Source organism: Muriicola sp. E247 (assembly GCF_041358175.1).
GTDB lineage: Bacteria > Bacteroidota > Bacteroidia > Flavobacteriales > Flavobacteriaceae > Muriicola.
In genome coordinates, this window is the sequence record NZ_JBGKBE010000003.1 from 59,194 (window position 1) to 84,038 (window position 24,845).

Here is a 24,845-nt window from a genome sequence, read left to right on the forward strand (position 1 = left end):
CTATGTCAGATGTAAAGGCCATTGAGGAATTAGGGAAAAAACACCTTGCCCTGAAAAGGGAAATTGCCAAGGTTATTGTAGGTCAGGATGAGGTTATTGATCTTATTCTGTTGTCAATATACACCGGAGGTCACTCCCTGCTAATCGGTGTTCCAGGACTGGCTAAAACACTGATGGTTAATACGATAGCACAAACCCTGGGCCTTGATTTTAAACGCATACAGTTCACACCCGATCTCATGCCCAGTGATATTCTGGGGAGCGAAGTGTTGGATCAAAGCAGGACCTTTAAATTTATAAAAGGCCCTGTATTTGCCAATATCATCCTTGCTGATGAAATCAACAGAACACCACCTAAAACTCAGGCTGCTCTTCTCGAGGCTATGCAGGAAAAAGCAGTGACGATTGCCGGAGAAAGACATAAACTGGGGGCTCCATATTTTGTTCTGGCCACGCAGAATCCTATTGAACAGGAAGGTACATATCCATTACCCGAAGCACAGTTAGACCGGTTTATGTTTGCTATCGAGTTAAAGTATCCTTCCTTAGCCGAAGAAGTTCAGATCGTGAAGGAAACCACCGATGACGAAGAGGCAAGTATAAATGCCTTATTCAATGCCGGGGAAATTCTGGCCGTACAACATCTTGTGAGGAGGATACCCGTCCCAAACAATGTAGTTGAATATGCGGTTAAACTGGTAAACAATACACGCCCGGGAACTCCTTCATCTTCAGATTATATCAATCAATACCTCGATTGGGGCGCCGGACCCAGGGCATCGCAAAATCTGGTACTCGGGGCCAAGGCACATGCGGCTGTAAATGGTAAATTTTCTCCTGATATTGAAGATGTACAAGCCGTGGCACTCGGAATCCTGAGACACCGGATCATAAAAAACTACAAGGCAGAAGCAGAGGGAATCAGCGAGGAAGATATCATCCGCCATTTAATGTAGAAGTATTTTATTCCTGGAATAGTCTAATTTCGGAACAGGCTTAAAAAATTAAGTCCGTAATTTTCAATTCCCTTATTCTCATTCATTTTTTTTCGACTCTAAGTAATGGAAGGGGGCCTATTTTGCTGACTTGATAATACTTTATCAGGGATTTAAAAAGTTTCAATAACCCCTTTTAATTTTCTATCTTTGGGGGATTAACAATTGATAAATCAACGTACAATGGCATTTGATATCGACATGATTAAGGGCGTTTACGCCAGGATGGGAGAACGGGTGGATAAAGCTCGGGAGCTGGTAGGAAAACCTCTTACCCTATCTGAGAAAATTCTTTACTCTCATCTTTGGGAAGGTATTCCTTCAGCCACTTTCAGAAGGGGAAAGGATTACGTCGATTTTGCCCCGGATCGGGTTGCCTGCCAGGATGCTACGGCACAAATGGCACTTTTACAATTTATGCATGCAGGGAAACCTAAAGTTGCGGTTCCTACTACGGTGCACTGCGACCACCTGATACAGGCAAAAGTGGGTGCTGAGGCTGATCTCAAAAGAGCAAATAAAACCAGTAACGAAGTATTTGATTTTCTCGAATCTGTTTCCAATAAATACGGGATTGGTTTCTGGAAACCAGGTGCGGGGATTATCCACCAGGTAGTACTGGAAAACTACGCTTTTCCGGGAGGGATGATGATAGGAACCGATTCGCATACCGTAAATGCGGGCGGACTGGGAATGGTAGCCATAGGCGTGGGGGGTGCTGATGCCGTTGACGTGATGGCCGGGATGGCATGGGAGCTGAAATTCCCCAAACTTATAGGTGTAAAATTAAAAGGTAAATTAAGCGGGTGGACCGCACCCAAAGACGTTATTCTTAAAGTGGCAGACATTCTCACAGTTAAAGGTGGGACGGGCGCTATTATAGAATATTTTGGCGAAGGAGCTACTTCCATGTCATGTACAGGAAAAGGTACTATTTGTAATATGGGAGCTGAAGTGGGAGCGACAACTTCAACCTTTGGGTATGATGATTCCATGGACCGCTACCTGAGAGGCACAGACCGGGCTGATGTCGCAGACGAAGCCAAGAAAGTAGCGGAATACCTCACCGCAGACCCCGAAGTATACGAGGAGCCGGAAAAATATTTTGATCAGGTGATTGAGATCGACCTTTCTACCCTTGAGCCTCATCTTAACGGTCCCTTTACTCCGGATCTTTCCACACCAATTTCCAAAATGAGCGAGGCTGCAAAAGCCAATGACTGGCCATTGAATGTGGAAGTAGGCCTGATCGGATCATGTACAAATTCGTCTTATGAAGATATTTCCAGGGCAGCTTCTCTTGCAAAACAGGTTTCAGAAAAGAAATTAAAAACAAAATCGAAGTTCACTATTACTCCAGGTTCTGAATTGGTGAGATTCACCATCGAACGCGATGGCTTTATCAAGACATTTAATAATATAGGAGCAACAGTATTTGCCAATGCCTGCGGGCCCTGTATTGGGATGTGGGACCGTTATGGAGACAAAGCGGCCGACGGCCCCCGAAATACGATTGTACACTCTTTTAACCGGAATTTTGCCAAAAGGGCTGATGGAAATCCAAACACCCTGGCATTTGTAGGTTCGCCAGAACTGGTTACCGCGATTGCAATCGCCGGAAGGTTAGACTTTAACCCGGTTACAGATACTCTGATCAATGAAGAAGGACAGGAAGTAAAACTCGACGAGCCTCGCGGATACGAACTGCCTCCGGAAGGTTTTGCAGTGGAAGATGCAGGATACGTTGCCCCAAGAGAAGACGGAAGTTCCGTAGATGTTAAAGTAGCGTCAGACTCCGAAAGGCTGCAACTCCTTGCACCATTTACACCTATCACCAATGAAAGCCTGCAGGGCATGAAATTGTTGATTAAGGCTTTCGGGAAATGTACTACAGACCATATTTCCATGGCGGGTCCATGGTTACGCTACCGGGGACATTTAGACAATATCGCTAACAACACCCTTATCGGTGCTGTCAATGCCTTTAATAAGAAGACCAATTTCGTCAAGAACCAGCTTACAGGGGAATACGGTGGTGTACCCGACACCCAAAGAGCTTATAAGGCCAAAGGGATTAAGACCATTGTTGTAGGAGATCATAATTACGGGGAAGGTTCCTCAAGGGAACACGCTGCCATGCAACCAAGACACCTTGGGGTAGCTGCTGTACTGGTTAAATCCTTTGCCAGGATACATGAGACCAACCTGAAAAAACAGGGGATGCTGGCACTTACCTTTGTCAATGAAAATGATTATGATAAAATTCAGGAGGATGACACCTTCAACTTTGTCGATATTCAGGATTTTGCCCCGGATGTTCCACTTACCATTGAGGTAGTGCACAAGGACGGCTCCAAAGACATGATCAAGACCAACCATACTTATAATGCGCCGCAGATTGCATGGTTCAGGGAAGGATCGGCCCTCAATGTTATCAAGAAGGAAAATGCAGCCTAATCCGTCTTATTTGATTGTACTGGACAACCCAGAAGACGTAAATTATTAAATAAGACAGCTTTACATGGCCATTAAAAAAAAGACGGTTCTCAACATTCTTCTGATTGTATTTATTCTGTCTTTTTTTGTTACCCCATTGGGGTATCACAGTAAGATCATGTTAAACAGGTTATTTGCCGGTTCAGCAGATGTGATTCCAGCAGAGCAGCGAATTCAGATTGAAGACTACAATTGGCGGTTAAAGAATGAGAATTGGGAGTTTTTCAATTTTGAAAAATCTGAAGGGAAAGTCGTTTTTATTAATTTCTGGGCCTCATGGCGACTTCCAAGTGCAGCTGAATTAAAGAGCATTCAGAACCTTTATGATACCTACAAAGGCAAAGTCGATTTCTATATCATAACCGACGAAGAACAGGAACCTGTACTTGAATTTATGGAGGAAAATAATTTTGATTTTCCTGTCACATATCTGATTATCGGAGACAGATCGCCACTTCCTGCCCTTGAACCCCCCGGGACTTATATCCTCGATAAGAAAGGGAGAATTGTCGTTAAGAAAGAAGGAATAGCCGATTGGGATAATGCCAGGATCATGAGTTTAATGGAAGATCTATTGAAGGCCCGAACTTGACAACACAGATTACTACCCTGACATTCTTCAAATACCGAAGCCTGTATGCCAAATTCTGGGCTTTTGGGATGATGCAATTTGCCCACCCTACTTTGCGTAGAACGCAGGGACTGTCCTTTTACAAACTATTGGGAACCGGTAGGAAAGGATTTGATCCCAGACCCGATTGGAGCGTCTACGCCTTGCTACAAGTCTGGGATACTGAGGATAAAGCGGATGAATTTTTCCGGCATTCTTCGCTGATGAAGAAGTATAGGAAGTGCAGCTCTGAACACTGGACTCTTTATATGAGGAATAAAATGGCGAGGGGAAAATGGGATGGAAATAATCCCTTTGCCATGCACCCCGAACTTGCTGAAGACATCCCTTACATTGCTGTTATCACCAGGGCTACTATTAAAGTGAAGTATTTACGCAGATTCTGGAAGAGCGTTCCTGCTTCTCAAAGGCCTCTGAAGGATAATGCCGGACTCATTTACACAAAAGGAGTAGGGGAGGTTCCCTATATGCAAATGGCGACCTTTAGTCTTTGGGAAAACCAGAAAGCTCTGGACGATTTTGCCTACAGGAGCAAAGAGCACATAAAGGTTATAGGGGATACGCGAACTATAGGCTGGTATAAGGAGGAACTATTTTCCCGCTTTCAACCTTACCGTTCCCTGGGGAGCTGGAATGGAATAAATCAATGGATCTTCACAGCTTCTGCACCACATTAAAACCAAAGAAAAAAGTACAGGAAAAAAACCAGTTGTGCTACGTACAGATGCGCGGAAAACTTTAAATCGCCGGTTATCTTTGTTCGATGAATTATAAACTGAAAAATCAGGGCAACGGCAAGCCAGCAGATATAATTAGAGAGGGGAACAATGCCCTGTTCAAACTCCCAGAAATCAAAGCGGGGAGCACTTTGCTCCATAAAGAAATCGAGAACCAGCATCAATAAAGCGGCGAAGATCAATTGTAGGGCCGACTTTTTAAGCAGGTATTGTGCAAGGCGTGCCGTAATAAGGCTAAGAAGTGCCCAGTTGACACCTATTAGGTAGGGAACACCGTCTAATTTAGGCCCGAGATTGGCTCCGTACTCATAAGTGCCAAAGAGGATCCCGTATTTTACTCCCACCCATTCGGCCAGCATCCCCAGAATCCACAATAAGGCAAATACTGCCGTCTTCTTGCGGGTATCTATCGGGAAAACCAGGAAGAGCAAAATAGAAGAAATAACAAGATTTATGGGTGTTTTTGCCACGAACCACGCTTCAAATCCAAGGCTGATTCCAATAAGTGCTGAAATATTGAATATCCAGATTACCCAAAGGGCCCAGTTTCCGTTTTTTAATTCAGGCATGTTCTCGGTTTGAATTAGTATCGGGCACAAGATCTCCTACAATTTTAGCAGAAAGAAGGCAGAGCGGGATTCCCCCTCCCGGATGGACAGATCCCCCACAAAAATATAGGTTTTGAACCTGGCGGGTAAAATTGGGATGTCTTAGAAAAGCGGCAAATCTCGAATTGCTGGCTGCACCATAGAGGGCACCACGGTAAGAGCTCGTATTTTCCTGTATGCCTTCAGGATCTAAAACGTGTTCAGTAACTATAAGGGGTTCAATTGCGCTCTTGAGACAGGCTGATAATTTCTCAAGAATAAGTCTGCGCGCCTTTTCTTTTAATGCATTCCAGTCCTGCCCGTAATCCCCCGGAGCATTAATCATAACAAACCAGTTTTCGCAGCCCGGAGGAGCATCACCGGCCACGTCCTTTGCTGTTATGTTTACATACACGGTTGGATCGTCTGAAAGTGTTCTATCCCTGAAAATCGATTTGAACTCACCCTCGTAATCATCGCTGAAAAAGATATTGTGAAGATCGAGTTCTTTAAATGTTCCTTTAATTCCCCAGTAAAAGATCAGGGCCGAACTGGATCTTTCCTGTTCAAGCGTTTTAGTAGGAGGATTAAGTCCGGGCAATAGATGTTTATAGGTGGGGTAAATATCCATATTGGAAACTACTATATCTGCCGAATAGCTCGTTTTTAAAGTGGTGATTCCCTTTGCTGTACTATCTTCCACGACAATTTTATCTACCTTTTCATTAAAATGAAATTGTATTCCCTGATCTTTGGCCAGTTCAAATAGGCTCTGACTGATACGGTGCATCCCTCCTTTGGGTATAAAGGTGCCGTAATGCATTTCCAGATGGGGAATAAGGGACATTATCCCCGGAGTTTGGTAAGGAGAAGAACCATTATAAGTGGCATAACGATTAAAAAGCTGTACGAGTTTTGGATTCCTGAAATTCTTTGTATTCACCTCATTCAGCGATTGCATAAGATCCAGCGAATGAAGTTGAAGCATCGCTTTAATAGTCTCCGCACTGAGGTAGGTTTTCAGTTTGTGCAATGAGTTTTCGAGGAAAATACCGGCAGTAAGTTCGTATTTTTTCCTATTCCGTTGGAGATAAGCCTGGATGTTGGTCTGACTTTCGTCAAAAAAATCGGCAGCCTCCTTTACAAATACATCCTGATTGGCGTTAACTGAAAAACGGCTCCCGTCTGTCCAGAAATAGTTGCAGACAGTATCTTTTCTTAAATATTGAAAATATAAGCTCGGATCGAGCTTAAAAAGATGATAAATTTCCTCGATAAAATGAGGCATGGTAAATAAGGATGGACCCAGGTCGAAGCGAAAACCATCCTGTGAAATGGCATGGAGTTTACCGCCGGGATAAGAATTTTTTTCGAAGACATCAACCTCATAACCCAGCTTGCGGATTCTGAGCGCTGAAGCCAAACCCGCAATACCCGAGCCAATCACTATGGCATTTGGCATGGAGCTTATTTCTTAAAGTATTTAAAGGGAACCCATAGCATACCAAAACACTCTCCATCTTCCTTGCCTAGATGCTTGTGATGAATCTTGTGGGCACGCCGCACACCTCTTGCATACCAGTTGTTGGCGTTTCTGAAAATCTTAAACCGCTGATGAATAAATATGTCATGGACCAGGAAATAGGTCGCGCCATAAGCCATGATTCCAAATCCGATAGGGTATCCATACCAGAATTCACTATTCCCCGCCAGAAGAATAAAGGACATACTCACAACCGCATAAAAGATAAAAAAGGTATCATTGCGTTCAAACCAGGAGTCGTGGTCTTTCCTGTGGTGGTCCCTGTGCAGGCTCCAGAGAAATCCATGCATCACATATTTATGGGTAAACCAGGCCATAAATTCCATAATGCAGAATGTGATAAAGAAAATTAAGATCCAGAGTGCTATTTCCATCATTACTGATTATACCAATTTTAGTTTATAATTTACGTATGAAGTGGCCAATAATCCAAATTTTTGATAGTTCGGGACCCTGATCCGCACATTTTTAATTTCTAGGGATGGGGTCCGCTGAAGTTTTCTCAATAGTTGATAATAGTATTTATACGCTGTATAGACGCCAAATTTGGCGTCATTTGGCAGTTTTGCGATTCCCTCATAGCCCTTTCTGAAATCTTCCTTAATTTCCTCAACAATTCGTGTTTTGGAATCCTCGTCAAGTTGAAGCAGATTAGTGTTGGGGAAATACGACCTTTCCAGGAGTTCGTAATCGGCTTTTAGATCCCTTAGAAAATTAACCTTTTGAAAGGCCGAACCCAGAGCCATTGCAGATTCCTTGAGGTCCTCGTATTGCCGATCATCTCCTTTGACAAAAACCCTGAGGCACATCAGCCCTACCACGTCTGCCGACCCATAGATGTATTCCTTAAATTCTTCATGAGTTGTGTATACTTTTTTATCAAGATCCATTCTCATACTCTTCATAAAGGAATCTACGAGGTGACGGGGAATTGCATATTGATGAAAAGTATGCTGAAATGAGTTCAGGATGGGATTTAGGCTGATTTTGTTATTCAAACTGTTATCCAGTTCTTTTTCAAAAGCCTCAAATAGTTCTTCCTTGTTGTAGTCGTGAAAGGAATCTACAATTTCATCGGCAAAGCGAACAAATCCATAAATATTATAAATGTCCTTCCTGATAGATGGAGCAAGCATCTTGGTTGCAAGGGCAAAGGAAGTACTGTAAGACTGGGTAACAATCTTGCTGCACTCAAATGATACGGTGTCGAAAATTGACTTCATGAATTGATAATTACTTTTGTTGACTTATGAGTTCGGATACCAATTTACCCGAAATCAGCGAAGGTGGCACCCCCGGACCCGGAACGGTCAATTGTCCGGTGAAATAGAGATCTTTTACTTTATTACTTTTGAGACCTGGTCTCAGAAAAGCAGTTTGCAAAAGGGTGTTGGCCATCCCATAGGCATTACCCTTATACGAATTATACTGCTCCTTAAAGTCGTTGACACAAAAGGACTCTTTAAATATAATATTATTTTTTAGCTGCTGATCGGTACGCTCTTCCAGTCTTTTTATGATAACATCGAAGTACTGTTCTCTCAATTCATCATTATCTTCAAGATCAGGAGCGATGGGAACGAGAAAAAAACCGGTTTCATATCCTTCAGGTGCCAGGGAGGCATCGGTTACAGAGGGAAAGTTTACATAAAAAAGAGGCTCAGTAGGCCATTTAGGATCGTCGTAAATCTCTTCAGCATGTCGTTCAAAATCAGTATCGAAAAACAGATTGTGGTGTTCTATGTTCTTTATTTTCTTATCAAAGCCAACGTAAAACAGGAGGGAAGATGGGGCAAATGTTTTTCTTTCCCAATAGGCTTCAGAGTACTGGCGGTACTGTGGATCTAATAGAGTTTCCGAGTGGTGATAGTCTGCTCCGGATAGGACAAAATCGGCCCTTACATTCTGCTGGTTTACCTCAATCCCTTCAACTTTTCCATTGGTGACCATGATTTTATCAACCGGGTATCCCGTATGGATCTGCACACCGAGCTCTTCCGCCAGGGATTTCATCCCCTCAATAATTTTATACATCCCACCTTTGGGATGCCAGGTGCCCAGGCCAAAATCGGCGAAATTCATAAAACTGTAAAAAGAAGGAGTTTTACTGGGTTTTGCGCCAAGGAATAGTACCGGGAACTCCAGTGTAGCAATAAGTTTGGGATTTTTAAATTGTTTCCGGACCTGCCCGCTTATCGTTTTAAAGAATTGGTCAACTCTTAGAGCCGTCTCCTTGGTCACTAATTCAAAGGGTGACAGACCAGGACGATAGACTATTTTATTGATGGCGATGTTGTAATTCTCCTGAGCTTTGGCGATAAATTTTCGCAGATGTACCGAACTACCGGGTTCAATACGCTCAAATTCTTCGCAAATATTGTCCATGCTGTCCCCGATGGTAATCACATCGTCTGAAAAAAATATCTTATAGGCCGGACTCAACTTATCCAGCTGATAATAATCTGAGGTGCTCTTACCGAAATCGTTGAAAAAGCGTTCAAAAATGTCGGGCATCCAGTACCAGCTGGGGCCAATGTCGAAAGTGAAACCATCTCTTACGAGTTGTCTCGCCCTACCGCCGACGGTTTTATTTTTCTCGTAAACATCCACCTCAAATCCTGCTTTCGCCAGATAGCAGGCCGCAGAAAGAGAGGAAAACCCAGACCCTATGATTGCAACGTTCTTACTCATGTTAATTAAATCTTGCCATAAAGGAGATGTATTTACAGTGCAGCTGCCAGGTGTTCAACAGATTCGAAAGCCCTGATGTGACCTGGAAGTTTGTCCTTGGTAAGAAACTGTGTTTGTCTGCCCAGTATCCATAACTTGGAGGCTCCTTCCGGACTCAGAATTTCGTTGAAATCCCCTATGTATTGTTCCAATCCGTCTTTAGTCGGGATAACGGTAAAATAGGAAAGGAAATGCAGATTATTATAATATTTCTGAAGGTCTGTCAGACTTTCAAGAGGCATAGTCTGCCCCAGATAAATAGTCTTATATCCGCGGAGTAATAGTTCATAGTTTACAAAGAGCAATCCAATTTCATGGATTTCATTTTCAGGGAGGAACAAGACAAATACCTTATCTTCCCTGCTGGGTTCAACCGCCTGTATTTTCTCTGTGCTGGTGTAAATTTTTTGTTTAATCAGATTAGTGATAAAATGTTCATGGGAAGGGCTGATGGTGTCTGTTTGCCAGAGTAGGCCCAATTCATTGAGGAGGGGAATAAAAACTTCCCAGAAAATTTCCCTGAAAGATCGCTCTGCTATCAGGCTGTTGTAGGTCTTTTGAAAAAGAGGCAGATCAAAATTGATCATGGATAACTTAAAAGCGTTGATGGCATGACTTTTAGTACTGTTGTTTGCTACCAATTCCCTTACCACTATTGGCAATTCATCCTCGGAGATCTTGGCGATCTTGGAAATCTTATACCCGCTGTTGTAAAGTAAGGTTATGTTTAACAGCTTTTGTAAACTTGCTAAACTGTAGGTGCGGATGTTGGTCGCTGTCCGCTCCGGACTTAAAAGGTTGTACCTTTTTTCCCAGATACGAATAGTATGGGCCTTTATTCCGGACAGATTTTCCAGGTCCCTGATACTAAAGAATTTTTTTACGTTGTTCATTATATATCACTAAAAGTTAAACAAATTTACAATTTTTGATAGTGATACTTCTAAGAGGAACGTTAAAATTTTATAGAAACTGGAGATTTTTTGTGCGGACGTTACGAAAATAGAAGTCGGAATTCTAAAAAGTACGATCGGGATGAAAGGAGTCCAGAGGCATGGACAAAGGTTGATCTGAGATAAGTTCTGACACGAGTTTACCTGTAGCCGGTCCCAGGCTCCATCCCATCATGGCATGGCCTGTGGCCACTGTCAGGTTGGTAAAGCCCGATGTCCGCCCAATATAAGGAAGTCCGTCCGGACTCACAGGCCTTAGACCGCATTGTGCTGCTCCTCTCTCTTCCTCTGTTATTCTAATGGTGGGATAATATTCTTCCGCTGCCCTGGCTATGGCGTTCACTCTTTCTTTCCGGATAAAGCTGTTGATTCCTGAGAATTCCATGGTTCCTGCAAATCGGGTAAAATGCGTCATGGGGGTCACCGCTACTTTGGCTTCCATGAGGATGGCCGGAAGGAGAACTCCTATATCCCTGTTCACATTGATCCTGTATCCTTTTCCAGGCTGAAGCAGCATCCGGATCCCGAGATTTTTAAGCAGAGCTGAAGTCCAGGATCCGCCCGCCATTACCACTTCATCTGTGGTATAGGATGCTTTGTCTGTGATTGTTTTGGTAATTTGTTTGGCACTCTGACTAAAACCGATTACTCTTTCATTTGATTTGATCACTATCCCTTGCACCCTCAGGTACATTTTGAGGCGGTCCATGATCTCGTTGGGTGAAGTATGTGCATCGCACAAATAATGAACAGCCCCATCGATGTCAGGACTGAGGTTGGGCTGTAACTTATCCAGTTCAGGGCGTGTAAGTTCTGTAACTTCCAGGCCTTCGTCGGCTGCCCTCCTGGCGACCTCTTTTTCATGCAGGCATTCCTTCCGGGTTTTGTACAACATCAACAAGCCCTTTTTCTCAAGTTGGAAGGCTCCCATTTCTCCCGATTCATGCATGGCTGTATACAATTCCTTGCTCAGTAAATTAATATCCTTGATCAAAGGAATGGCCTTCTCAACATGGGCGCGGGTAGATGACTTATTAAAAGCCCAGGCCCATCGGATAAAATCAGAATTCAGTCTGGGTTTCATATAAAACGGACTGCTGCTATTGAACATCCATTTAATTCCTTTCGCCATCATGCCGGGAGAGGCAAGGGGTATGATATGACTGGGAGTAAGGTAACCGGCATTGACATAGGAAGCACCGCCATCCATATTCGATTTGTCAATTACGGTGACTTCATGCCCTTCCTTTTGCAAAAAATACGCACAGCTCAGACCAATAATACCGCCACCTACAATCAGAATGCTTTTGCTCATCGTTTACAGCTGAAACTTTTTTGTTTTAAAAGTGTCACTAAAATAGGGAATTGATAAAATCGGAATCAAAAAAACCGCCATTCTTTTTATAATAAAAGAAAAGCGGTTAAAAGTGCCCACGACTGGAGTCGAACCAGCACGTCCTTGCGAACACTACCCCCTCAAGGTAGCGTGTCTACCAATTCCACCACGTGGGCAAATAGGAATTTTTGGTGGGCAAAGATAGAAACCTATTTGGTATCCTCCAATTTAATAAGGAATGAATTAAAAGCATTTTTTTATCTGGTCCTTAATCATATTGAATTTCTGATATCTCAAGTGTTAACCAATGATATTCGCCCTCTTTCAGATCCCATATGATTTCCGACTTATCGGGAATCCTGATTCCATTGACGATTCTAAAAGATAGATTTTTGATCACCCATTTCTCCAATTTGGCGTTTTCCCCTGTTTCCATATAGCGCATGGCTTCAAAAGCGATGGGTTCCGCCTTATCATTAAAGGAAAAAACACCCGATACACTTTGGTCTCCATAGGTAGAAACAGCTCTCGCCTTATGCGTTCCGATTGATTCCCAGCTAATGTAGGGTTCATTCGCAGCGGAAGGAAACCATATCATTTCTGCGAGGAATCTGGTCATACTTGCCTCGTTTATTCCCCTGTCGTTGTCGGCCCTAACTACCGGTATAAGGGAAAGTAGTGAAATATCCATTTGTCCCTTCCCCCCGATAAGTTTATCCCGACCGCTCAGAAAAACAGGACCGAGCATCTGAACCCTGGTTTTCCATATAAATCCGGGATCCTTTATTGAAAACCACTGTTCGGCCTGAAAGGACATCCATTTTCCATCTGGCCGGGTCCTCATCTCACCCTTTTGGGTTAAGTATACCTTTGAAATTGAATCTGAAGAACCTATTCCTGAATTTTTTAACCAGTCGGCTACAATAGGAGGAAGTGCTTTTCCTAGTTTGGAATCTACCGATTTGTCTATACTGACCTCCTGAAGGTTAGTTAAGAGTTTTACTTCGCCATCCACTTTTTTATTAAAGAAGAATTCCCCGATACCAGGAATAATGACTAACAGCAGTAATAGATTCACCCATGTACCGTATTTCGCATCAGCCCAGGAAATTACAATCAGGATTTGTGAAATTAAGATTGCCAGAAGGCCCAGCCATGGCCATAGCTTATGATTAAAATACATAGTTAAGGCTGTGAGGAGGAGAAGAAAGAAGGACAAGAGCCAGATAAGACCATGTACACGTCCAATCTGTACGCTGAACATTGGATATTGACCAATTCCGAAAGCTTTCAGGAATCCTAGTAGGTGGATAAGACCGTGAACCAGCAGCAGTATGGCCAGCAATAGTTTCACCTTTAATTTTTTAAATAAAGTTGATTAGTGTCAGCTATCAAGGATATTCTGTAATTCTTCACTATCCATGACGTATTCTGTTACCTTGAATACTTCTTTCCTGCTTTCACGAAAATCCTTTACAAAATCAGACAGCTTTTTTTCAAGTTTCCCATGCCGGCTAAGGAATTCACTTACGGAAATATTTCCTTTACCTTCCAGGAAATCAGCGATTATACCTATATGATCGGTTGTGTTTTGGTGGAGCTCATCACAGCTAAGGGCGAGGTCGTGTTCTTTTTTGCGAATTCCGGCCACGCGATCCAAATTTTCTTTTTTAGTGATCCAGATCAGATATTTTTCAATGAGTTGCTGTAGAAACCGTATGTCATCCTTATAAAATTCCAGATCTGATCTCCAGTGTTTTACCAGAATATACAATTCCTGCCAATTCGTTTTTCTTTCTTCGCTGGTGTTTGAAGTACGGCCTGAGTTACCCATTGTCGTCCTTTTTAATAATTACCTTAAATATATCCATGCCAGGGAGTATTTATTATGATTTATGTCATATTTGAAATGTTCTATGCTTTGACAATCTTCCCGTCTTCCATCTCTATGATTCGGTCTGTACTTTTGGCAAAATCAAGGTCATGTGTTACCACCAGCAGCGAAAGTCCCTGTTCTTCCTTTAACCGTTTAAATATTTTAAGCACATTATCTGCGTTGAAACTATCCAGGTTTCCGGTGGGCTCATCTCCCATCAGGAGAGTGGGATTGTTAATCAGGGCCCTGGCAATGGCAACCCGTTGTTTTTCTCCTCCTGAGATCCTCGAGGCCCTTTTGGATGCCAGATTACCGATATTGAGCATTTCGAGTTTTTCCATGGCATCCCTTTTAATTTGATGTTCTGATTTTACTGCCAGTTTTTTTGCAGGGAGCATAACGTTTTCCAGCACTGAGAATTCTGACAGCAGATAATGAAATTGAAAGACAAAGCCAATGTGTTGATTCCTGATCCTGGAAAGTTTCTGGTGTGATTTACCGGTGACAAGTTCATTATTGAGGTATAATTCACCTGTATAGTCGGTATCCATAGTAGAAAGGATATACAATAATGTAGATTTTCCCGACCCTGATTTTCCCATAATTGAGGCGAATTCTCCTTCCCTTACCTTAAAGCTGATATCTTTTAACACGTGAAAATCTACCGGTTTCCGAAAGATTTTATTGATTAGTCTTGCTTCCAGTACGTGTTTCATAAGCCTGTCTTAATTTCCCCTGATGATCCTTACCGGATCTATTTTTCTTGCTTTGTTCGAAGGGAGATATCCTGCCACAAAGGTGGACAACAGAGCAAAAACAATCCCTATCACATAATACCTGAACTGCATATTTACAGGGAAGGTCGTTATGGTAGGAAGAGCCTCCGTATCGAAAGGCAATTGGTCTATAAAAACCGAAAGCCCAAATCCTACTAACAGTCCTAGTATTCCCCCGAGCAGGCCAATGATCATGGCCTGACTCATAAAAATCAGCTGAACATCACTCCCTGAGAACCCGGTAGCCTTGAGGATGGCGATATCATTCATCTTTTCGTAAATAAGCATATTCAGGATATTGTAAATTCCAAAACCGGCAACAATCAGCAGGGTTATGGAGACAGCATATGTGATGAGGTTTCTTATGTCTGATCCGGTCTCGAACTGAGCATTGGCAGTGTTGATGTCTGTTGCCTTGATGTCGAATTGTTTTTCAAGTTTTTTTGCCATTGGAAGTGCCTCGGCCAGGTCGTGGAGTTTAACGTTGATATCCGTGATATAATTCTGGGCTTCACCACTAATTCGCTGTACCGTACTGAGATTGGCATAACTTTGAATGTTGTCGATCTCAGCAATACCACTCTGGTAGATACCGACAATTTTTAGCGGGAATACCGATCCTTTTACAGTGCTTACCTGAACCCTGTCGCCAAGGCCCAACGACATCTTTTTCGCAAGTCCGGCACCCAGCAGTATGCCGTTTTCCAGGTTTCGCAGGGCTTCCGGACTTCCATCGATGATATAGTCCCTGAAATTTGACAGTCTCACTTCCTCCATAATGTCTATTCCTGTAAGGTTTCCTCCCAACTCAATAGAGCCGGACAAATAAAAGATCTGTACCCTCATCTGTGGAGTGGCTCCCCTTACTCCTTCGTCCTTTTTAAGGTAATTTAATATGGGTAATGCATTGTGAATTTTTAGCTGACTCTGCTTCGGTTTTACAGAATGTACCATATTGAGTGAGTTTTCAAAATCCTTGTACAGGGAAACAGGTTGCTTTTCTGAAGGTTCAATCTCATTGTATAGATGGATGTGAGGTGTCTGATTCAGAATTAGATCGTCCAGCATCTGGTTAAGTCCGGTCATAAAACTCACCAGGGTTATATATGCCCCGATCCCAAAGGTGACCCCCAGGGATGCCGTAACAGTCGACTTCATCTTGGTAAGAAGATGGGTTTTGGCAATATTCAATATGACTTTCCAATTCGTCATTGAGTAGGTTTAATCAAATAGGTAGTCTCGTCAATTCCGGAAATGATCTCTACTCGTTCGAGATCCTGGATCCCAATTTCAACGGTTACCATTCCGATATCGGTTTCAACCAGGCTGTCATTGATCAGATATTCCTTGGGAATCACCAGGGCATCATTTTTCTGATTGATTATAATATTACCCTCCCCGGACAAACCAGGATAAAGTGTAGGGGGTGGATTTTCAAAAAGGGCCTCCACTTTAAACGTCTGCGATCGTTCGTCTTTTTTGGGATAGATCTTACTTACAACTGCCTTAAAAACCCTTGAGGGATATGCATCTAAACTTATTACAGTGCGCTGACCTGTTCTTAATTTTACGATATCCACCTCATCTACCAACATCTCGATAATAAAATCTGAGGAGCTTCCAACGGAGGCAACGGGTTCCATGGTAGTCACTATCTCACCCGGGTTTTTATAAAGAGCGTAAACGGTGCCGTTGATTTTACTTTCGATACTGAAATCTCTGGCGTTGATACTTGAAGTTCTGTAATTATTCTTTGCCTGCCTGTATCTGGTTTCCAATTCGTTTCTTGTTTGGGCATATGCACTGGTTTTTAAACTGAGGTTGTTACGTGAAAGCTCATAGGCTAGTTTGCGGTTGTCGTATTCTGCACGTGCTCCAATGCCTTGTTCCCATAGTTTTTTCTGCCTCAAATAATTGATGGAATCATTCGCGAACTGCAGGGATGCGGCTTCAATCTGTTCCCTAAGGCTTTCAAGTACAGCGTTGTTCCCAAGGTAGTTTTGTTCGGCTAATTCGAGGGATAATCGGGCATTCTCCATGTTTAGTTTTGGAGTGTTATTAATGATTTGGGCTATTGCTCCCCCTTTTTGAATAGTATCACCTTCCTCCACAAGGTTTTTGTCGAGGATTCCGCCTACGGCTGCATAGGCAAGATAGAGACTGTCTGGTTGGATGGTGACGGAAGAGTACACAGACTCTGTGATAGAGGTCTTTTCCGGTTTTATTTTATCACGTGAATCACCGCAGTTTGCAAGAAAAATAATCCCCAGGGTAAGTACGCCCAATTTAAAAATCGAAGTGGCTTGTCGTCGGTTCATCGATTGTGTTTTAACAAAAATAAGCCTGTAAATAGCCTGAGACCTATGATATTTATCAGATTAACCCAAAGAGGCAATTCACTAAGAAAAATAATTGTATTTTTAAGTAGGACAATTACATGATACATCCCTGTTATTTTAGTTTCGAATTTTGTCAGAATGTGACAGGAATGTTAGACAAAAAGACGGGAGCCTGATAATTGTCATAGAAATGATCAGGGCTCCTTACTATCTTAAACCTGTAAAATAAATTCATTGTATGACTATCAATATTCAATACCTGCACATGCCTACCAGTGAGGCCATGAATGAATTATTAACCCACAAACTTGAGAAGCTCAGCGCCAAATACGATTGGATTATCAGCACAGATGTTTATTTCAAACTCTCAAATGACCCGAGGGGAAAGAATAAGGTTTGCGAAATGAAGATGGAGGTGCCCGGTCCCAGGATTTTTGCTACTTCCACAGAGGATAACTTTGAAAAGGCTGCGGCCCAAACCCTTAAGGATATAGAGCGTCAACTAAAAAAACGCAAAGCTATTTATTCAAAACATTAAGATTCTTAAGTACATTATTCTCAATCCTTCACCTTAGGAAGAAATATTTCTCCTGTGTAGCTGTCAACAAGGTGAGGATAACTTGCGAGCCTGTATGTTTAATTCTACAGGTATGATTCCAGTACCCGGACGATATCCTTTTTCTGTAAAACCCCGGACTGTTGCCACATGGGTTTTCCTTCTTTAAAGACGATCATGGTAGGAACCCCTCGCACCTGGTATTTAGCAGCAAGGGAAGGATTTTTATCCACATCAATTTTGATGATTTTGATAGAATCACCCATTGAATCCTTTACTTCCTTCAGGATAGGGGCAAGTACTTTACAGGGGCCACACCAGTCTGCATAGAAGTCCACCAGGACAGGTGTCGCAGAGGATACGATCTTTTTAAAATTACTTTTCATTATTCACAATTGTAGCGCAAAACTATTCAAAAAAATATGAGGGCGAACTGATTAATATCATACTTCGAGTCTCACAAAAAATGTACCTTTAAGAGACATATTAAATAGACTTTACATGAGAAAGATAGTGGTGCCAACTGATTTTTCAGATAATGCCTACAACGCATTGGTGTATGCCTGTGAGATCTTCAAATACGAACGTAGTGAAATCTACATTCTCCACGCCTATGCAGATGAGGTATATCAATTGGGAAATATCACGGACCGCAAATTACTCGAAGCGAAAAAAGCAGAAATTGAACAAAGGTCAGCTCAATCCCTGAAAGAGGTACTTGAGAAAATTAAAGCGTATTCTCCAAATCCCAGACATTCTGTATCTACCATCCCGGCTTTCGGCTCTTTAATAGACGAAGTGAATGATCTGGTGAACAGGGAAAATATTGATATTGTTGTCATGGGAACCAGAGGCGCGGCTAATGACCGCAGCATTACTTTTGGGAGTAATACCCTGATGGTGATGAAGTATATACAATGTCCGGTCCTTGCCATTCCCGAAAATTATAAATATCATCCTCCCCGCGAATTATTATTTCCAACCAATTACCTGATCCCGTATAAAAGGAGAGAGCTGAAATTGCTTTGTGAACTAACAGGTTCATTCCGCTCAAACATACATATGTTGTATATCGATCCGATGAAAAAACCCTCCCTGAGGCAGGAAGACAATAAGGAATTTCTCAAAAAAGAATTACGGAAGGCCAATTTAACGTTTGAGACTACCGAAGAAAAAGACAAAACGATGGCTATATCCAAATATATAGTTCATCAGAATATAGACATGCTGGTTATGGTCAATACCCGGCACTCTCATCTTGAGGATATGTTGATGCCTTCTACGGTAAACACCCTCGGACTGCATATCAAAATCCCATTTTTGATACTACAGAATATCCCCCGTTAACATTAAAAAGACTAAGATGAAAACGATTATTCTCCCTACTGATTTTTCAAAGAATGCGTATAATGCAGTTTCCTATGCTCTTGAATTTTTCAAGAAGGAAGAATGCAGGTTTATTCTTCTTAACACTTATACTCCGGCCATTTATCAATCGGAGTATATACTGCATAGTCCCGGGCAGATTGGGTTGGGGGATGTTTATCAATCCTTTTCCATGGAACATCTGGATGAACTCAAGAAAAAGCTGGAACGCCGATTTAAAAATCCGAAACACAGCTTTATCACCCATTCCGTTTTTAACCTCCTGGTAGATGAGATTATTGACCTGGCTAAAAAAGAAGAGGTAGACATGGTTGTCATGGGCACACAGGGAGCCACCGGGGCTAAAGAAATATTTCTGGGTTCTCATACCGTACATGTGATCAAAAAAGCACCATGTCCGGTTATGGCAATTCCCGCCAATTACAAATATGAAAAGCCAAAAGCTATTCTGTTTCCAACTGATTATGAGATCGACTATGAGCATACAAAGTTGTCGGTTTTGATGGATCTTGTCAGCCGGCATCAGGCGAAAATTAATATTCTTCATGTTTCAACTGGTTTTGAGCTTAACGAGAAGCAGGAAAAGAATAAAAATAGTTTGTCTGAAATGTTCCGTGATCTCAACCATGAGTTTCACGATGTCCCCAGTCAGGAAATTATTGAAGGGATCAATGGATTTAAAGCGAAATCCAGGGTAGACCTCCTGGCAATGATCCAGAACAAACACACCTTTTTGGAACGATTATTCATTGAGCCCGTTATTAAAAAGATAGGCTTTCATGTGACCATCCCTTTCCTAGTATTGCCACATCCTAATGAATAAGGGTATTTTGATCCGCTACAAGCACATTTTGGATTATGGAAGAGAATACAATAGAGATCAGGAAGTCTTCAGGAGAACGGGTACCCTTTTCTTCCCTTAAACTCGCGGATTCACTTCACAATAGTGGGGCAGATAAAAATACAGTCAAAAACATCATTGAGAAAGTTAAGGAGGAGCTTTATCCTGGAATCAGTACCCGTGAAATCTACAACAGGGCTTATGCCATGTTAAAGAAGAAACGACCTGTTTATGCCTCCAAATACAAATTAAAGAGGGCCATTTATGAACTTGGCCCCACCGGATTTCCTTTCGAGAAATTTATCAGCACTTTATTACAGTTTTCGGGTTATGACACCCAAATAGGGGAAATAGTAAAAGGCCATTGTGTATCCCACGAGATCGATGTCCTGGCAAAGAAAAATGGCCGGACATTTCTGATAGAATGCAAATTCCATGGGGAAGAGGGACGCAAATGTAATGTAAAAGTACCCTTGTATATAAACTCCAGGTTTAAGGATGTTAAGGCAGGGAATAGTAAAAATATTCCCGGGTTGAAGAAACCGGATGAGGGATGGGTGGTCACGAATACGCGTTTTACGAAAGACGCAGTAGACTACGGAACATGTGCCGGACTTTATTTATTGAGCTGGGACTATCCCAGGGATGACGGGTTAAAAAACAGAATAGACCGACTTGCTTTATATCCGATAACTGTTTCCACCCTGCTTTCAAAAAGAGAGAAACAATTTCTTCTAAGCAGGGATATAGTGCTGTTCAGACAACTCTTAAAGGACACTTTCTATCTGGATCATTTAGGGGTTTCCGATACCCGTAAAGCCCGGATTTTAAAAGAGGTTGAGCAACTATGTCATGTTTAAAAATAACCCGTTACGATGGTAAGGATCAAGTTTTTAGGGGCTGCTCAAACCGTAACAGGTTCAAAATTTCATTTGTCTTACAATGAGCTCGATATTCTGATCGATTGCGGGATGTTCCAGGGCCTTAAAGAACTGAGAGAACTGAATTGGCAACCATTAGAGGTAGATATACCATCGGTTAAATATGTTTTGCTAACACATGGACATTTAGACCATACTGGTTATTTGCCACGACTCCTGAATCAAGGTTTTAAAGGTAAAATACTGGGAACAGCTCCAACCTTGGCTATCACCGAAATAATTCTCAGAGATAGCGCTAAAATACACGAAGAAGAAGCCGAAAAGGCCAATAAAGAAGGCTATTCGAAACACCACCCTGCTCTGCCCTTCTACACGCTTGAGGAAGCAGAGGAGATCATCAGTCGCTTTAGCAGTGTACCCCTAGATCAATGGCAGGACCTTGGACATGAGGTTAAAGTGAAGTACACCCATAATGGGCATATTCTTGGAGCTAGCTATATCACAGTAAGCGCAGGAGGGAAGGACTTTCTTTTTTCAGGAGATATCGGAAGGCCGGATGACTTGCTTTTGAAAGACCCGGAAATTCCTCGCTGGGCCGACTATCTGTTTCTCGAAAGTACCTATGGAGACAGATTACACCCCGATGAGGACCTTGAAAGCTTGCTGATTGATCTGGTTCAAAAGACAATTAGGGAGGAAGGCACGCTTCTCATCCCTTCATTTGCCGTTGAAAGATTGCAATTACTCATGTTTATTCTGTGGAGATTGTATCAGAAAAATCGTATTCCGGGGATACCCATTTTTATCGATAGTCCTATGGGAACTGATGTCTTAAATGTCTTCAGGGAATATCCTGCATGGCATAAACTTTCAGAACCCGATTTTAAGGCCATGTGCAAACACATGACCCTGGTAAGCAGCTACAGGGATACCTGGAAAACCATAGATGATCCCCGACCTAAAATTGTGATAGCCGGGAGCGGGATGCTCACCGGAGGACGTATTCTGACCTACCTGACAAAAAAACTCGAGAAGAATAACACCACCATTCTCCTGGTAGGATACCAGGCAGAAGGAACCCGGGGAAGAAAGTTGTTGGAAGGGGAGAGGCAGCTGAAAATCTATGGGAAGTTCTACCAGGTTGAAGCCTCAGTTGTTCATTTGGAGAGTCTTTCAGCCCATGCAGATCAGGAGGAACTCATATCCTGGCTCAAAGAAATCCGGAATATTCCGGAACAGGTTTTTTTAATACATGGCGAAATGACAGCTATGGAGGTCTTTAGGGAAAAAATTGAAGCTACTTATGGTTGGTCGGTGCGCATTCCGGAATTACACGAGTCTGTGACTTTATGGTAATGAGGTAAAACTATTTCGATATAAAAAAAATATACAGTTTATAACAACATAAAATCAGGAAAAATGGAAGAAGAAGGAGTAGCATATGACGACATTGGTTTAGATGTCCTGCACCAGGAGTCCAGAGAGTGGATTTCGCAACTCGACTTTACTGCGGATGAGATTGGTTTTTTTGATCATCTGTTGCATTCTTATGTTTTTGAACCCGATACGCCTGCCTTATTTGAAACTCTACAGGGACACCAGAAGGATATGGTAGTTTCAAAAAAGAAGTGTAAGGTTTTGAGGCAAGCTTTACAGGAACACGAGAATAAAATGAGTGGGTTATTGGAAATTTCAAGCGATACGCTTGATGCTGCCTATAAGAAGCAGCACATGACCCTAAAACATCAGATGGAGGGTTGTATGGCCCATTTTCAGGATTTAAAGGCCAATATATTTTCTTACGGTCAAAAGGTCCTGAAGAAAAGGCACAGGAAGGATCGTTAGCTCGCGCGTATGATATTTATCATAGGAGAAATTTGTCAATCCGTGTAATTTGCAGAGGTGAAGTAAATCTGTAGCCCCTGAATTCCGGGGATCATCTCATTTTCTAGGGATATATAATCATGTTCCGGCGGGTTTGGGATTTAAAAATGAAGTCATGAAAAATATGTATTGGATATTTTTAGTATTGATCTTAGCATGTTCGGAAGCCGAGATTGTCAGTACCTGGAAAAATCCGGATATAGTTATTTTCGATGCGAATAAGGTATTGATTGTGGGGATGACTCCAAACGAGGATTCCCGAATTGAATTTGAAACTGAGATGCTAAAGAAATTTACCGATCACGGTGTTGAAGCAATGAGGAGTATTGATCTTTTCGATGTGGATTTCACAAACTCCGTAAGGACAGAATCAGATCTTGATGATGTAGAACGCAGGTTACTCGACAAGGATTTTGATGCTATTCTCTTCACAAAGATATTAGGTTCTGAGAACAGACAGACTCTTTCAAGAAAATTATCGGAACTCGATCGCAATAATGCAAGGTTCAAAGAGGATTATCTGGGGCATCAGAACATTTATTACGAGGATGAATACTACGAGCAATTTACGGTCTACTTCGTTGAAACCTCACTATTTTGTATATGTGTGGATAAGGAAAGAGATCTCATTTGGCAGGGAGTTCTGGAAGTACCCGATCCTATTGAAGCTGAAAAGACAATAGAAGAGTACACAGATCTGGTGGTCTCGGCTATGGAGATGGAAGAACTTATTTTCAGGAAAAAGAATTAAAATCAATTACTGAATAATAAGTACCAAGATCGACCCATTTGTGACTACTATAAAAGTGGGGCAAAAATTCGGGCCAATCCTTCTTTGATTTTGTGGAACAGAGGTCTTTCGTAATATTCTTCAGCTATCAGTTCCCTGCTCTCCCCACAATCTTTAATAAAATTTTCCTTCAGCGTTTTGGCAATTCGGGAATCGTAAAGTAAGGCGTTGACCTCATAGTTGTGTTCAAAACTCCGCACATCAATATTTGCCGTTCCCACTGATGCCACATCATCGTCACTAATCAGAATTTTGGAGTGGAGAAAGCCGTGGGGAAAAAGAAAAATCCGTATACCCGCCTTCAGAAATGAATCGAAATAAGATCGCACTGTCCAGTCTACAAGTTTACTATCGCTTTGCGCCGAAATAAGCAGTCGAACATCCACTCCACTCAAAGCTGCGATCTGAAGAGCCTTGAGTATCTCACCACTTGGGATGATATAAGGATTGACGATATAGAGATATTTCCTCGCCTCATTGATGATCACCAGGTAGGATTGCTCGATATTGGGGAAAACATCATCAGGACCACTGGGCACCATCTGTACTAAAGTATTTTCCTTGCCATCGGCTGCTTCCGCAGAACAGATCTCAAAGTCGATTTTTTTCTCAGTAACCATAAACCAGTCAGACACAAAAATATGCTCCATATAGGCTACGGCAGGTCCTTTGATAGCCAGATGCATGTCGTGCCACCTGCCCAAATTTGGGTCTCCCTTAAAATAGCGGTCAGAGATGTTCATTCCTCCGGTAAAGGCGATTTTCCCGTCAATTATGGTGATTTTACGATGATTTCTGTAATTCAGGGATGAGAGGAATCGCCCAAATCGGAATGGTAGAAATGGGTAAACTTCCACCCCAATCGCTTTTAATTTTTTAATATAGGATCTGCTCAACGTATAACTCCCAACCCCGTCGTAGATCAATTTTACCGTTACTCCGTCTTTTACCTTTTTCTCTAAAAGCCAAAGCAGTTTTGTTGTTAGCTCCCCCTCCTCAAAAATATAGTACTGTAGATAAATATATTTTTCAGCCATTTCCATGGCCTTGAAAATATTGTGAAATGTAAGTTTGCCATCTTCCAGGAGGGTCACAGCGTTCTTATCGGTAGGAGCGAAATCACTCACAGACTCAATCAGGGTCATCAATTTCCTGTACTTAGGACTGGAAGTATTTTGCAAAATGGAATTCGGAAAAGAAGGTATTTGCAGAGCGTCCTTTCTAAGGCGTGAAAGTCTTTTCTTCCTTCGGTTGCGTCCTAGCATAATGTAAAGAAGAATTCCCCCCACAGGAATGGTAAAAATGGCCAGGAGCCAGGCCAGGGTTTTGGAAGGTTTCACCCCGTTAATCAGTAGACCAATCACCAGAACCAGGGCGATTAAGATATAAAGTGTAACCAGGGCAAATACAAGCATAGTGCCGGGGAAATTTATTAAGTGTGCTCCCTGCTGCTTAAAAGTAATACAGAATATTGACAAATAGAGTAGGGATCTCTGTGAATTCTTACT

Annotated in this window: 25 protein-coding genes and 1 tRNA gene; 11 read left to right on the top strand and 15 right to left on the bottom strand. The window is 42.2% G+C overall.

What is annotated here, in order from left to right; all coding sequences use genetic code 11:
• Positions 1-2 precede the first annotated feature (2 nt).
• The 4 genes from ACA086_RS06485 to ACA086_RS06500 all read left to right on the top strand — a co-directional run bounded on the left by ACA086_RS06485 (position 3) and on the right by ACA086_RS06500 (position 4,799).
• Positions 3-956, top strand: coding sequence for an AAA family ATPase (locus ACA086_RS06485; protein WP_371002538.1), 954 nt, complete (start codon positions 3-5; stop codon positions 954-956).
• A gap of 222 nt (positions 957-1,178) precedes the next feature.
• Positions 1,179-3,452 (top strand): aconitate hydratase, encoded by a 2,274-nt coding sequence (locus tag ACA086_RS06490; protein ID WP_371002539.1) that lies wholly within the window; start codon positions 1,179-1,181, stop codon positions 3,450-3,452.
• Between the two features lie 64 nt (positions 3,453-3,516).
• Positions 3,517-4,083, top strand: coding sequence for a TlpA family protein disulfide reductase (locus tag ACA086_RS06495; RefSeq protein WP_371002540.1), 567 nt, complete (start codon positions 3,517-3,519; stop codon positions 4,081-4,083).
• Positions 4,080-4,799, top strand: a complete 720-nt coding sequence (locus ACA086_RS06500; RefSeq protein ID WP_371002541.1) for a DUF3291 domain-containing protein — start codon at positions 4,080-4,082, stop codon at positions 4,797-4,799. The genes ACA086_RS06495 and ACA086_RS06500 overlap by 4 nt, the downstream gene beginning before the upstream one ends.
• Here the strand turns inward: ACA086_RS06500 and ACA086_RS06505 are convergent.
• The 13 genes from ACA086_RS06505 to ACA086_RS06565 all read right to left on the bottom strand — a co-directional run bounded on the left by ACA086_RS06505 (position 4,796) and on the right by ACA086_RS06565 (position 16,978).
• On the bottom strand, positions 4,796-5,428 hold the full coding sequence (locus tag ACA086_RS06505) for a carotenoid biosynthesis protein (protein ID WP_371002542.1): 633 nt from the start codon (positions 5,426-5,428) through the stop codon (positions 4,796-4,798). The two genes, ACA086_RS06500 and ACA086_RS06505, sit on opposite strands and share 4 nt — an antisense overlap.
• The gene (gene crtD / locus ACA086_RS06510) at positions 5,421-6,908 is read right to left on the bottom strand and encodes a 1-hydroxycarotenoid 3,4-desaturase CrtD (RefSeq protein WP_371002543.1); all 1,488 of its coding nucleotides are present in this window, start codon (positions 6,906-6,908) and stop codon (positions 5,421-5,423) included. The genes ACA086_RS06505 and crtD overlap by 8 nt, the downstream gene beginning before the upstream one ends.
• Before the next feature lie 5 nt (positions 6,909-6,913).
• Complete coding sequence (locus ACA086_RS06515; RefSeq protein WP_371002723.1) at positions 6,914-7,363, bottom strand: sterol desaturase family protein; 450 nt, start codon at positions 7,361-7,363, stop codon at positions 6,914-6,916.
• Positions 7,364-7,372: 9 nt separating this feature from the next.
• A complete protein-coding gene (locus ACA086_RS06520; RefSeq protein WP_371002544.1) occupies positions 7,373-8,212 on the bottom strand; it encodes a phytoene/squalene synthase family protein in 840 nt (279 codons plus the stop codon).
• Between the two features lie 10 nt (positions 8,213-8,222).
• On the bottom strand, positions 8,223-9,680 hold the full coding sequence (locus tag ACA086_RS06525; RefSeq protein WP_371002545.1) for a phytoene desaturase family protein: 1,458 nt from the start codon (positions 9,678-9,680) through the stop codon (positions 8,223-8,225).
• Positions 9,681-9,712: 32 nt separating this feature from the next.
• Positions 9,713-10,612 (bottom strand): MerR family transcriptional regulator, encoded by a 900-nt coding sequence (locus ACA086_RS06530; protein ID WP_371002546.1) that lies wholly within the window; start codon positions 10,610-10,612, stop codon positions 9,713-9,715.
• 124 nt (positions 10,613-10,736) lie between these two features.
• Positions 10,737-11,987, bottom strand: coding sequence for an NAD(P)/FAD-dependent oxidoreductase (locus ACA086_RS06535; RefSeq protein WP_371002547.1), 1,251 nt, complete (start codon positions 11,985-11,987; stop codon positions 10,737-10,739).
• 113 nt (positions 11,988-12,100) lie between these two features.
• A tRNA-Leu gene (locus ACA086_RS06540) sits at positions 12,101-12,184 on the bottom strand.
• A gap of 92 nt (positions 12,185-12,276) precedes the next feature.
• Positions 12,277-13,362 (bottom strand): DUF6544 family protein, encoded by a 1,086-nt coding sequence (locus ACA086_RS06545; RefSeq protein WP_371002548.1) that lies wholly within the window; start codon positions 13,360-13,362, stop codon positions 12,277-12,279.
• 30 nt (positions 13,363-13,392) lie between these two features.
• Positions 13,393-13,842 (bottom strand): hypothetical protein, encoded by a 450-nt coding sequence (locus tag ACA086_RS06550; RefSeq protein WP_371002549.1) that lies wholly within the window; start codon positions 13,840-13,842, stop codon positions 13,393-13,395.
• A gap of 80 nt (positions 13,843-13,922) precedes the next feature.
• Positions 13,923-14,600, bottom strand: coding sequence for an ABC transporter ATP-binding protein (locus tag ACA086_RS06555; RefSeq protein ID WP_371002550.1), 678 nt, complete (start codon positions 14,598-14,600; stop codon positions 13,923-13,925).
• Positions 14,601-14,609: 9 nt separating this feature from the next.
• Entirely contained in the window at positions 14,610-15,872 is a 1,263-nt protein-coding gene (locus tag ACA086_RS06560; protein ID WP_371002551.1) for an ABC transporter permease, read from the bottom strand.
• A complete protein-coding gene (locus ACA086_RS06565; protein ID WP_371002552.1) occupies positions 15,869-16,978 on the bottom strand; it encodes an efflux RND transporter periplasmic adaptor subunit in 1,110 nt (369 codons plus the stop codon). The genes ACA086_RS06560 and ACA086_RS06565 overlap by 4 nt, the downstream gene beginning before the upstream one ends.
• Positions 16,979-17,237: 259 nt before the next feature.
• Between ACA086_RS06565 and ACA086_RS06570 the strand changes: the two genes are divergently transcribed.
• Complete coding sequence (locus ACA086_RS06570) at positions 17,238-17,537, top strand: HPF/RaiA family ribosome-associated protein (protein WP_371002553.1); 300 nt, start codon at positions 17,238-17,240, stop codon at positions 17,535-17,537.
• 104 nt (positions 17,538-17,641) lie between these two features.
• Here the strand turns inward: ACA086_RS06570 and trxA are convergent, their stop codons facing one another.
• On the bottom strand, positions 17,642-17,941 hold the full coding sequence (trxA, locus tag ACA086_RS06575) for a thioredoxin (RefSeq protein ID WP_371002554.1): 300 nt from the start codon (positions 17,939-17,941) through the stop codon (positions 17,642-17,644).
• Between the two features lie 115 nt (positions 17,942-18,056).
• Here trxA and ACA086_RS06580 point away from each other — a divergent pair, with 115 nt between their 5' ends.
• The 6 genes from ACA086_RS06580 to ACA086_RS06605 all read left to right on the top strand — a co-directional run bounded on the left by ACA086_RS06580 (position 18,057) and on the right by ACA086_RS06605 (position 23,298).
• Positions 18,057-18,902, top strand: coding sequence for a universal stress protein (locus ACA086_RS06580; RefSeq protein WP_371002555.1), 846 nt, complete (start codon positions 18,057-18,059; stop codon positions 18,900-18,902).
• Positions 18,903-18,918: 16 nt separating this feature from the next.
• Positions 18,919-19,764 (top strand): universal stress protein, encoded by an 846-nt coding sequence (locus ACA086_RS06585; protein WP_369747314.1) that lies wholly within the window; start codon positions 18,919-18,921, stop codon positions 19,762-19,764.
• Between the two features lie 35 nt (positions 19,765-19,799).
• Positions 19,800-20,642 carry an ATP cone domain-containing protein gene (locus ACA086_RS06590; RefSeq protein WP_371002556.1) on the top strand — a complete coding sequence of 281 codons (843 nt, stop codon included), beginning with the start codon at positions 19,800-19,802 and terminating at the stop codon, positions 20,640-20,642.
• A 15-nt stretch (positions 20,643-20,657) separates the two neighbouring features.
• Positions 20,658-22,019 (top strand): MBL fold metallo-hydrolase RNA specificity domain-containing protein, encoded by a 1,362-nt coding sequence (locus tag ACA086_RS06595; protein WP_371002557.1) that lies wholly within the window; start codon positions 20,658-20,660, stop codon positions 22,017-22,019.
• A 63-nt stretch (positions 22,020-22,082) separates the two neighbouring features.
• Positions 22,083-22,508, top strand: coding sequence for a hypothetical protein (locus ACA086_RS06600; protein WP_371002558.1), 426 nt, complete (start codon positions 22,083-22,085; stop codon positions 22,506-22,508).
• Positions 22,509-22,662: 154 nt separating this feature from the next.
• On the top strand, positions 22,663-23,298 hold the full coding sequence (locus tag ACA086_RS06605) for a hypothetical protein (RefSeq protein ID WP_371002559.1): 636 nt from the start codon (positions 22,663-22,665) through the stop codon (positions 23,296-23,298).
• Between the two features lie 47 nt (positions 23,299-23,345).
• On the opposite strand, the gene cls is transcribed toward ACA086_RS06605, so the two are convergent.
• The gene (gene cls, locus ACA086_RS06610) at positions 23,346-24,752 is read right to left on the bottom strand and encodes a cardiolipin synthase (RefSeq protein ID WP_371002560.1); all 1,407 of its coding nucleotides are present in this window, start codon (positions 24,750-24,752) and stop codon (positions 23,346-23,348) included.
• Positions 24,753-24,845: the final 93 nt, after the last annotated feature.

Coding starts and splice junctions, on each gene's coding strand:
- ACA086_RS06485 (WP_371002538.1), top strand. CDS start 3: ATGTCAGATGTAAAGGCCATTGAGGAATTAGGGAAAAAACACCTTGCC.
- ACA086_RS06490 (WP_371002539.1), top strand. CDS start 1,179: ATGGCATTTGATATCGACATGATTAAGGGCGTTTACGCCAGGATGGGA.
- ACA086_RS06495 (WP_371002540.1), top strand. CDS start 3,517: ATGGCCATTAAAAAAAAGACGGTTCTCAACATTCTTCTGATTGTATTT.
- ACA086_RS06505 (WP_371002542.1), bottom strand. CDS start 5,428: ATGCCTGAATTAAAAAACGGAAACTGGGCCCTTTGGGTAATCTGGATA.
- crtD (WP_371002543.1), bottom strand. CDS start 6,908: ATGCCAAATGCCATAGTGATTGGCTCGGGTATTGCGGGTTTGGCTTCA.
- ACA086_RS06515 (WP_371002723.1), bottom strand. CDS start 7,363: ATGGAAATAGCACTCTGGATCTTAATTTTCTTTATCACATTCTGCATT.
- ACA086_RS06520 (WP_371002544.1), bottom strand. CDS start 8,212: ATGAAGTCAATTTTCGACACCGTATCATTTGAGTGCAGCAAGATTGTT.
- ACA086_RS06525 (WP_371002545.1), bottom strand. CDS start 9,680: ATGAGTAAGAACGTTGCAATCATAGGGTCTGGGTTTTCCTCTCTTTCT.
- ACA086_RS06530 (WP_371002546.1), bottom strand. CDS start 10,612: ATGAACAACGTAAAAAAATTCTTTAGTATCAGGGACCTGGAAAATCTG.
- ACA086_RS06535 (WP_371002547.1), bottom strand. CDS start 11,987: ATGAGCAAAAGCATTCTGATTGTAGGTGGCGGTATTATTGGTCTGAGC.
- ACA086_RS06550 (WP_371002549.1), bottom strand. CDS start 13,842: ATGGGTAACTCAGGCCGTACTTCAAACACCAGCGAAGAAAGAAAAACG.
- ACA086_RS06555 (WP_371002550.1), bottom strand. CDS start 14,600: ATGAAACACGTACTGGAAGCAAGACTAATCAATAAAATCTTTCGGAAA.
- ACA086_RS06560 (WP_371002551.1), bottom strand. CDS start 15,872: ATGACGAATTGGAAAGTCATATTGAATATTGCCAAAACCCATCTTCTT.
- ACA086_RS06565 (WP_371002552.1), bottom strand. CDS start 16,978: ATGAACCGACGACAAGCCACTTCGATTTTTAAATTGGGCGTACTTACC.
- ACA086_RS06570 (WP_371002553.1), top strand. CDS start 17,238: ATGACTATCAATATTCAATACCTGCACATGCCTACCAGTGAGGCCATG.
- trxA (WP_371002554.1), bottom strand. CDS start 17,941: ATGAAAAGTAATTTTAAAAAGATCGTATCCTCTGCGACACCTGTCCTG.
- ACA086_RS06580 (WP_371002555.1), top strand. CDS start 18,057: ATGAGAAAGATAGTGGTGCCAACTGATTTTTCAGATAATGCCTACAAC.
- ACA086_RS06585 (WP_369747314.1), top strand. CDS start 18,919: ATGAAAACGATTATTCTCCCTACTGATTTTTCAAAGAATGCGTATAAT.
- ACA086_RS06590 (WP_371002556.1), top strand. CDS start 19,800: ATGGAAGAGAATACAATAGAGATCAGGAAGTCTTCAGGAGAACGGGTA.
- ACA086_RS06595 (WP_371002557.1), top strand. CDS start 20,658: ATGGTAAGGATCAAGTTTTTAGGGGCTGCTCAAACCGTAACAGGTTCA.
- ACA086_RS06600 (WP_371002558.1), top strand. CDS start 22,083: ATGGAAGAAGAAGGAGTAGCATATGACGACATTGGTTTAGATGTCCTG.
- ACA086_RS06605 (WP_371002559.1), top strand. CDS start 22,663: ATGAAAAATATGTATTGGATATTTTTAGTATTGATCTTAGCATGTTCG.
- cls (WP_371002560.1), bottom strand. CDS start 24,752: ATGCTTGTATTTGCCCTGGTTACACTTTATATCTTAATCGCCCTGGTT.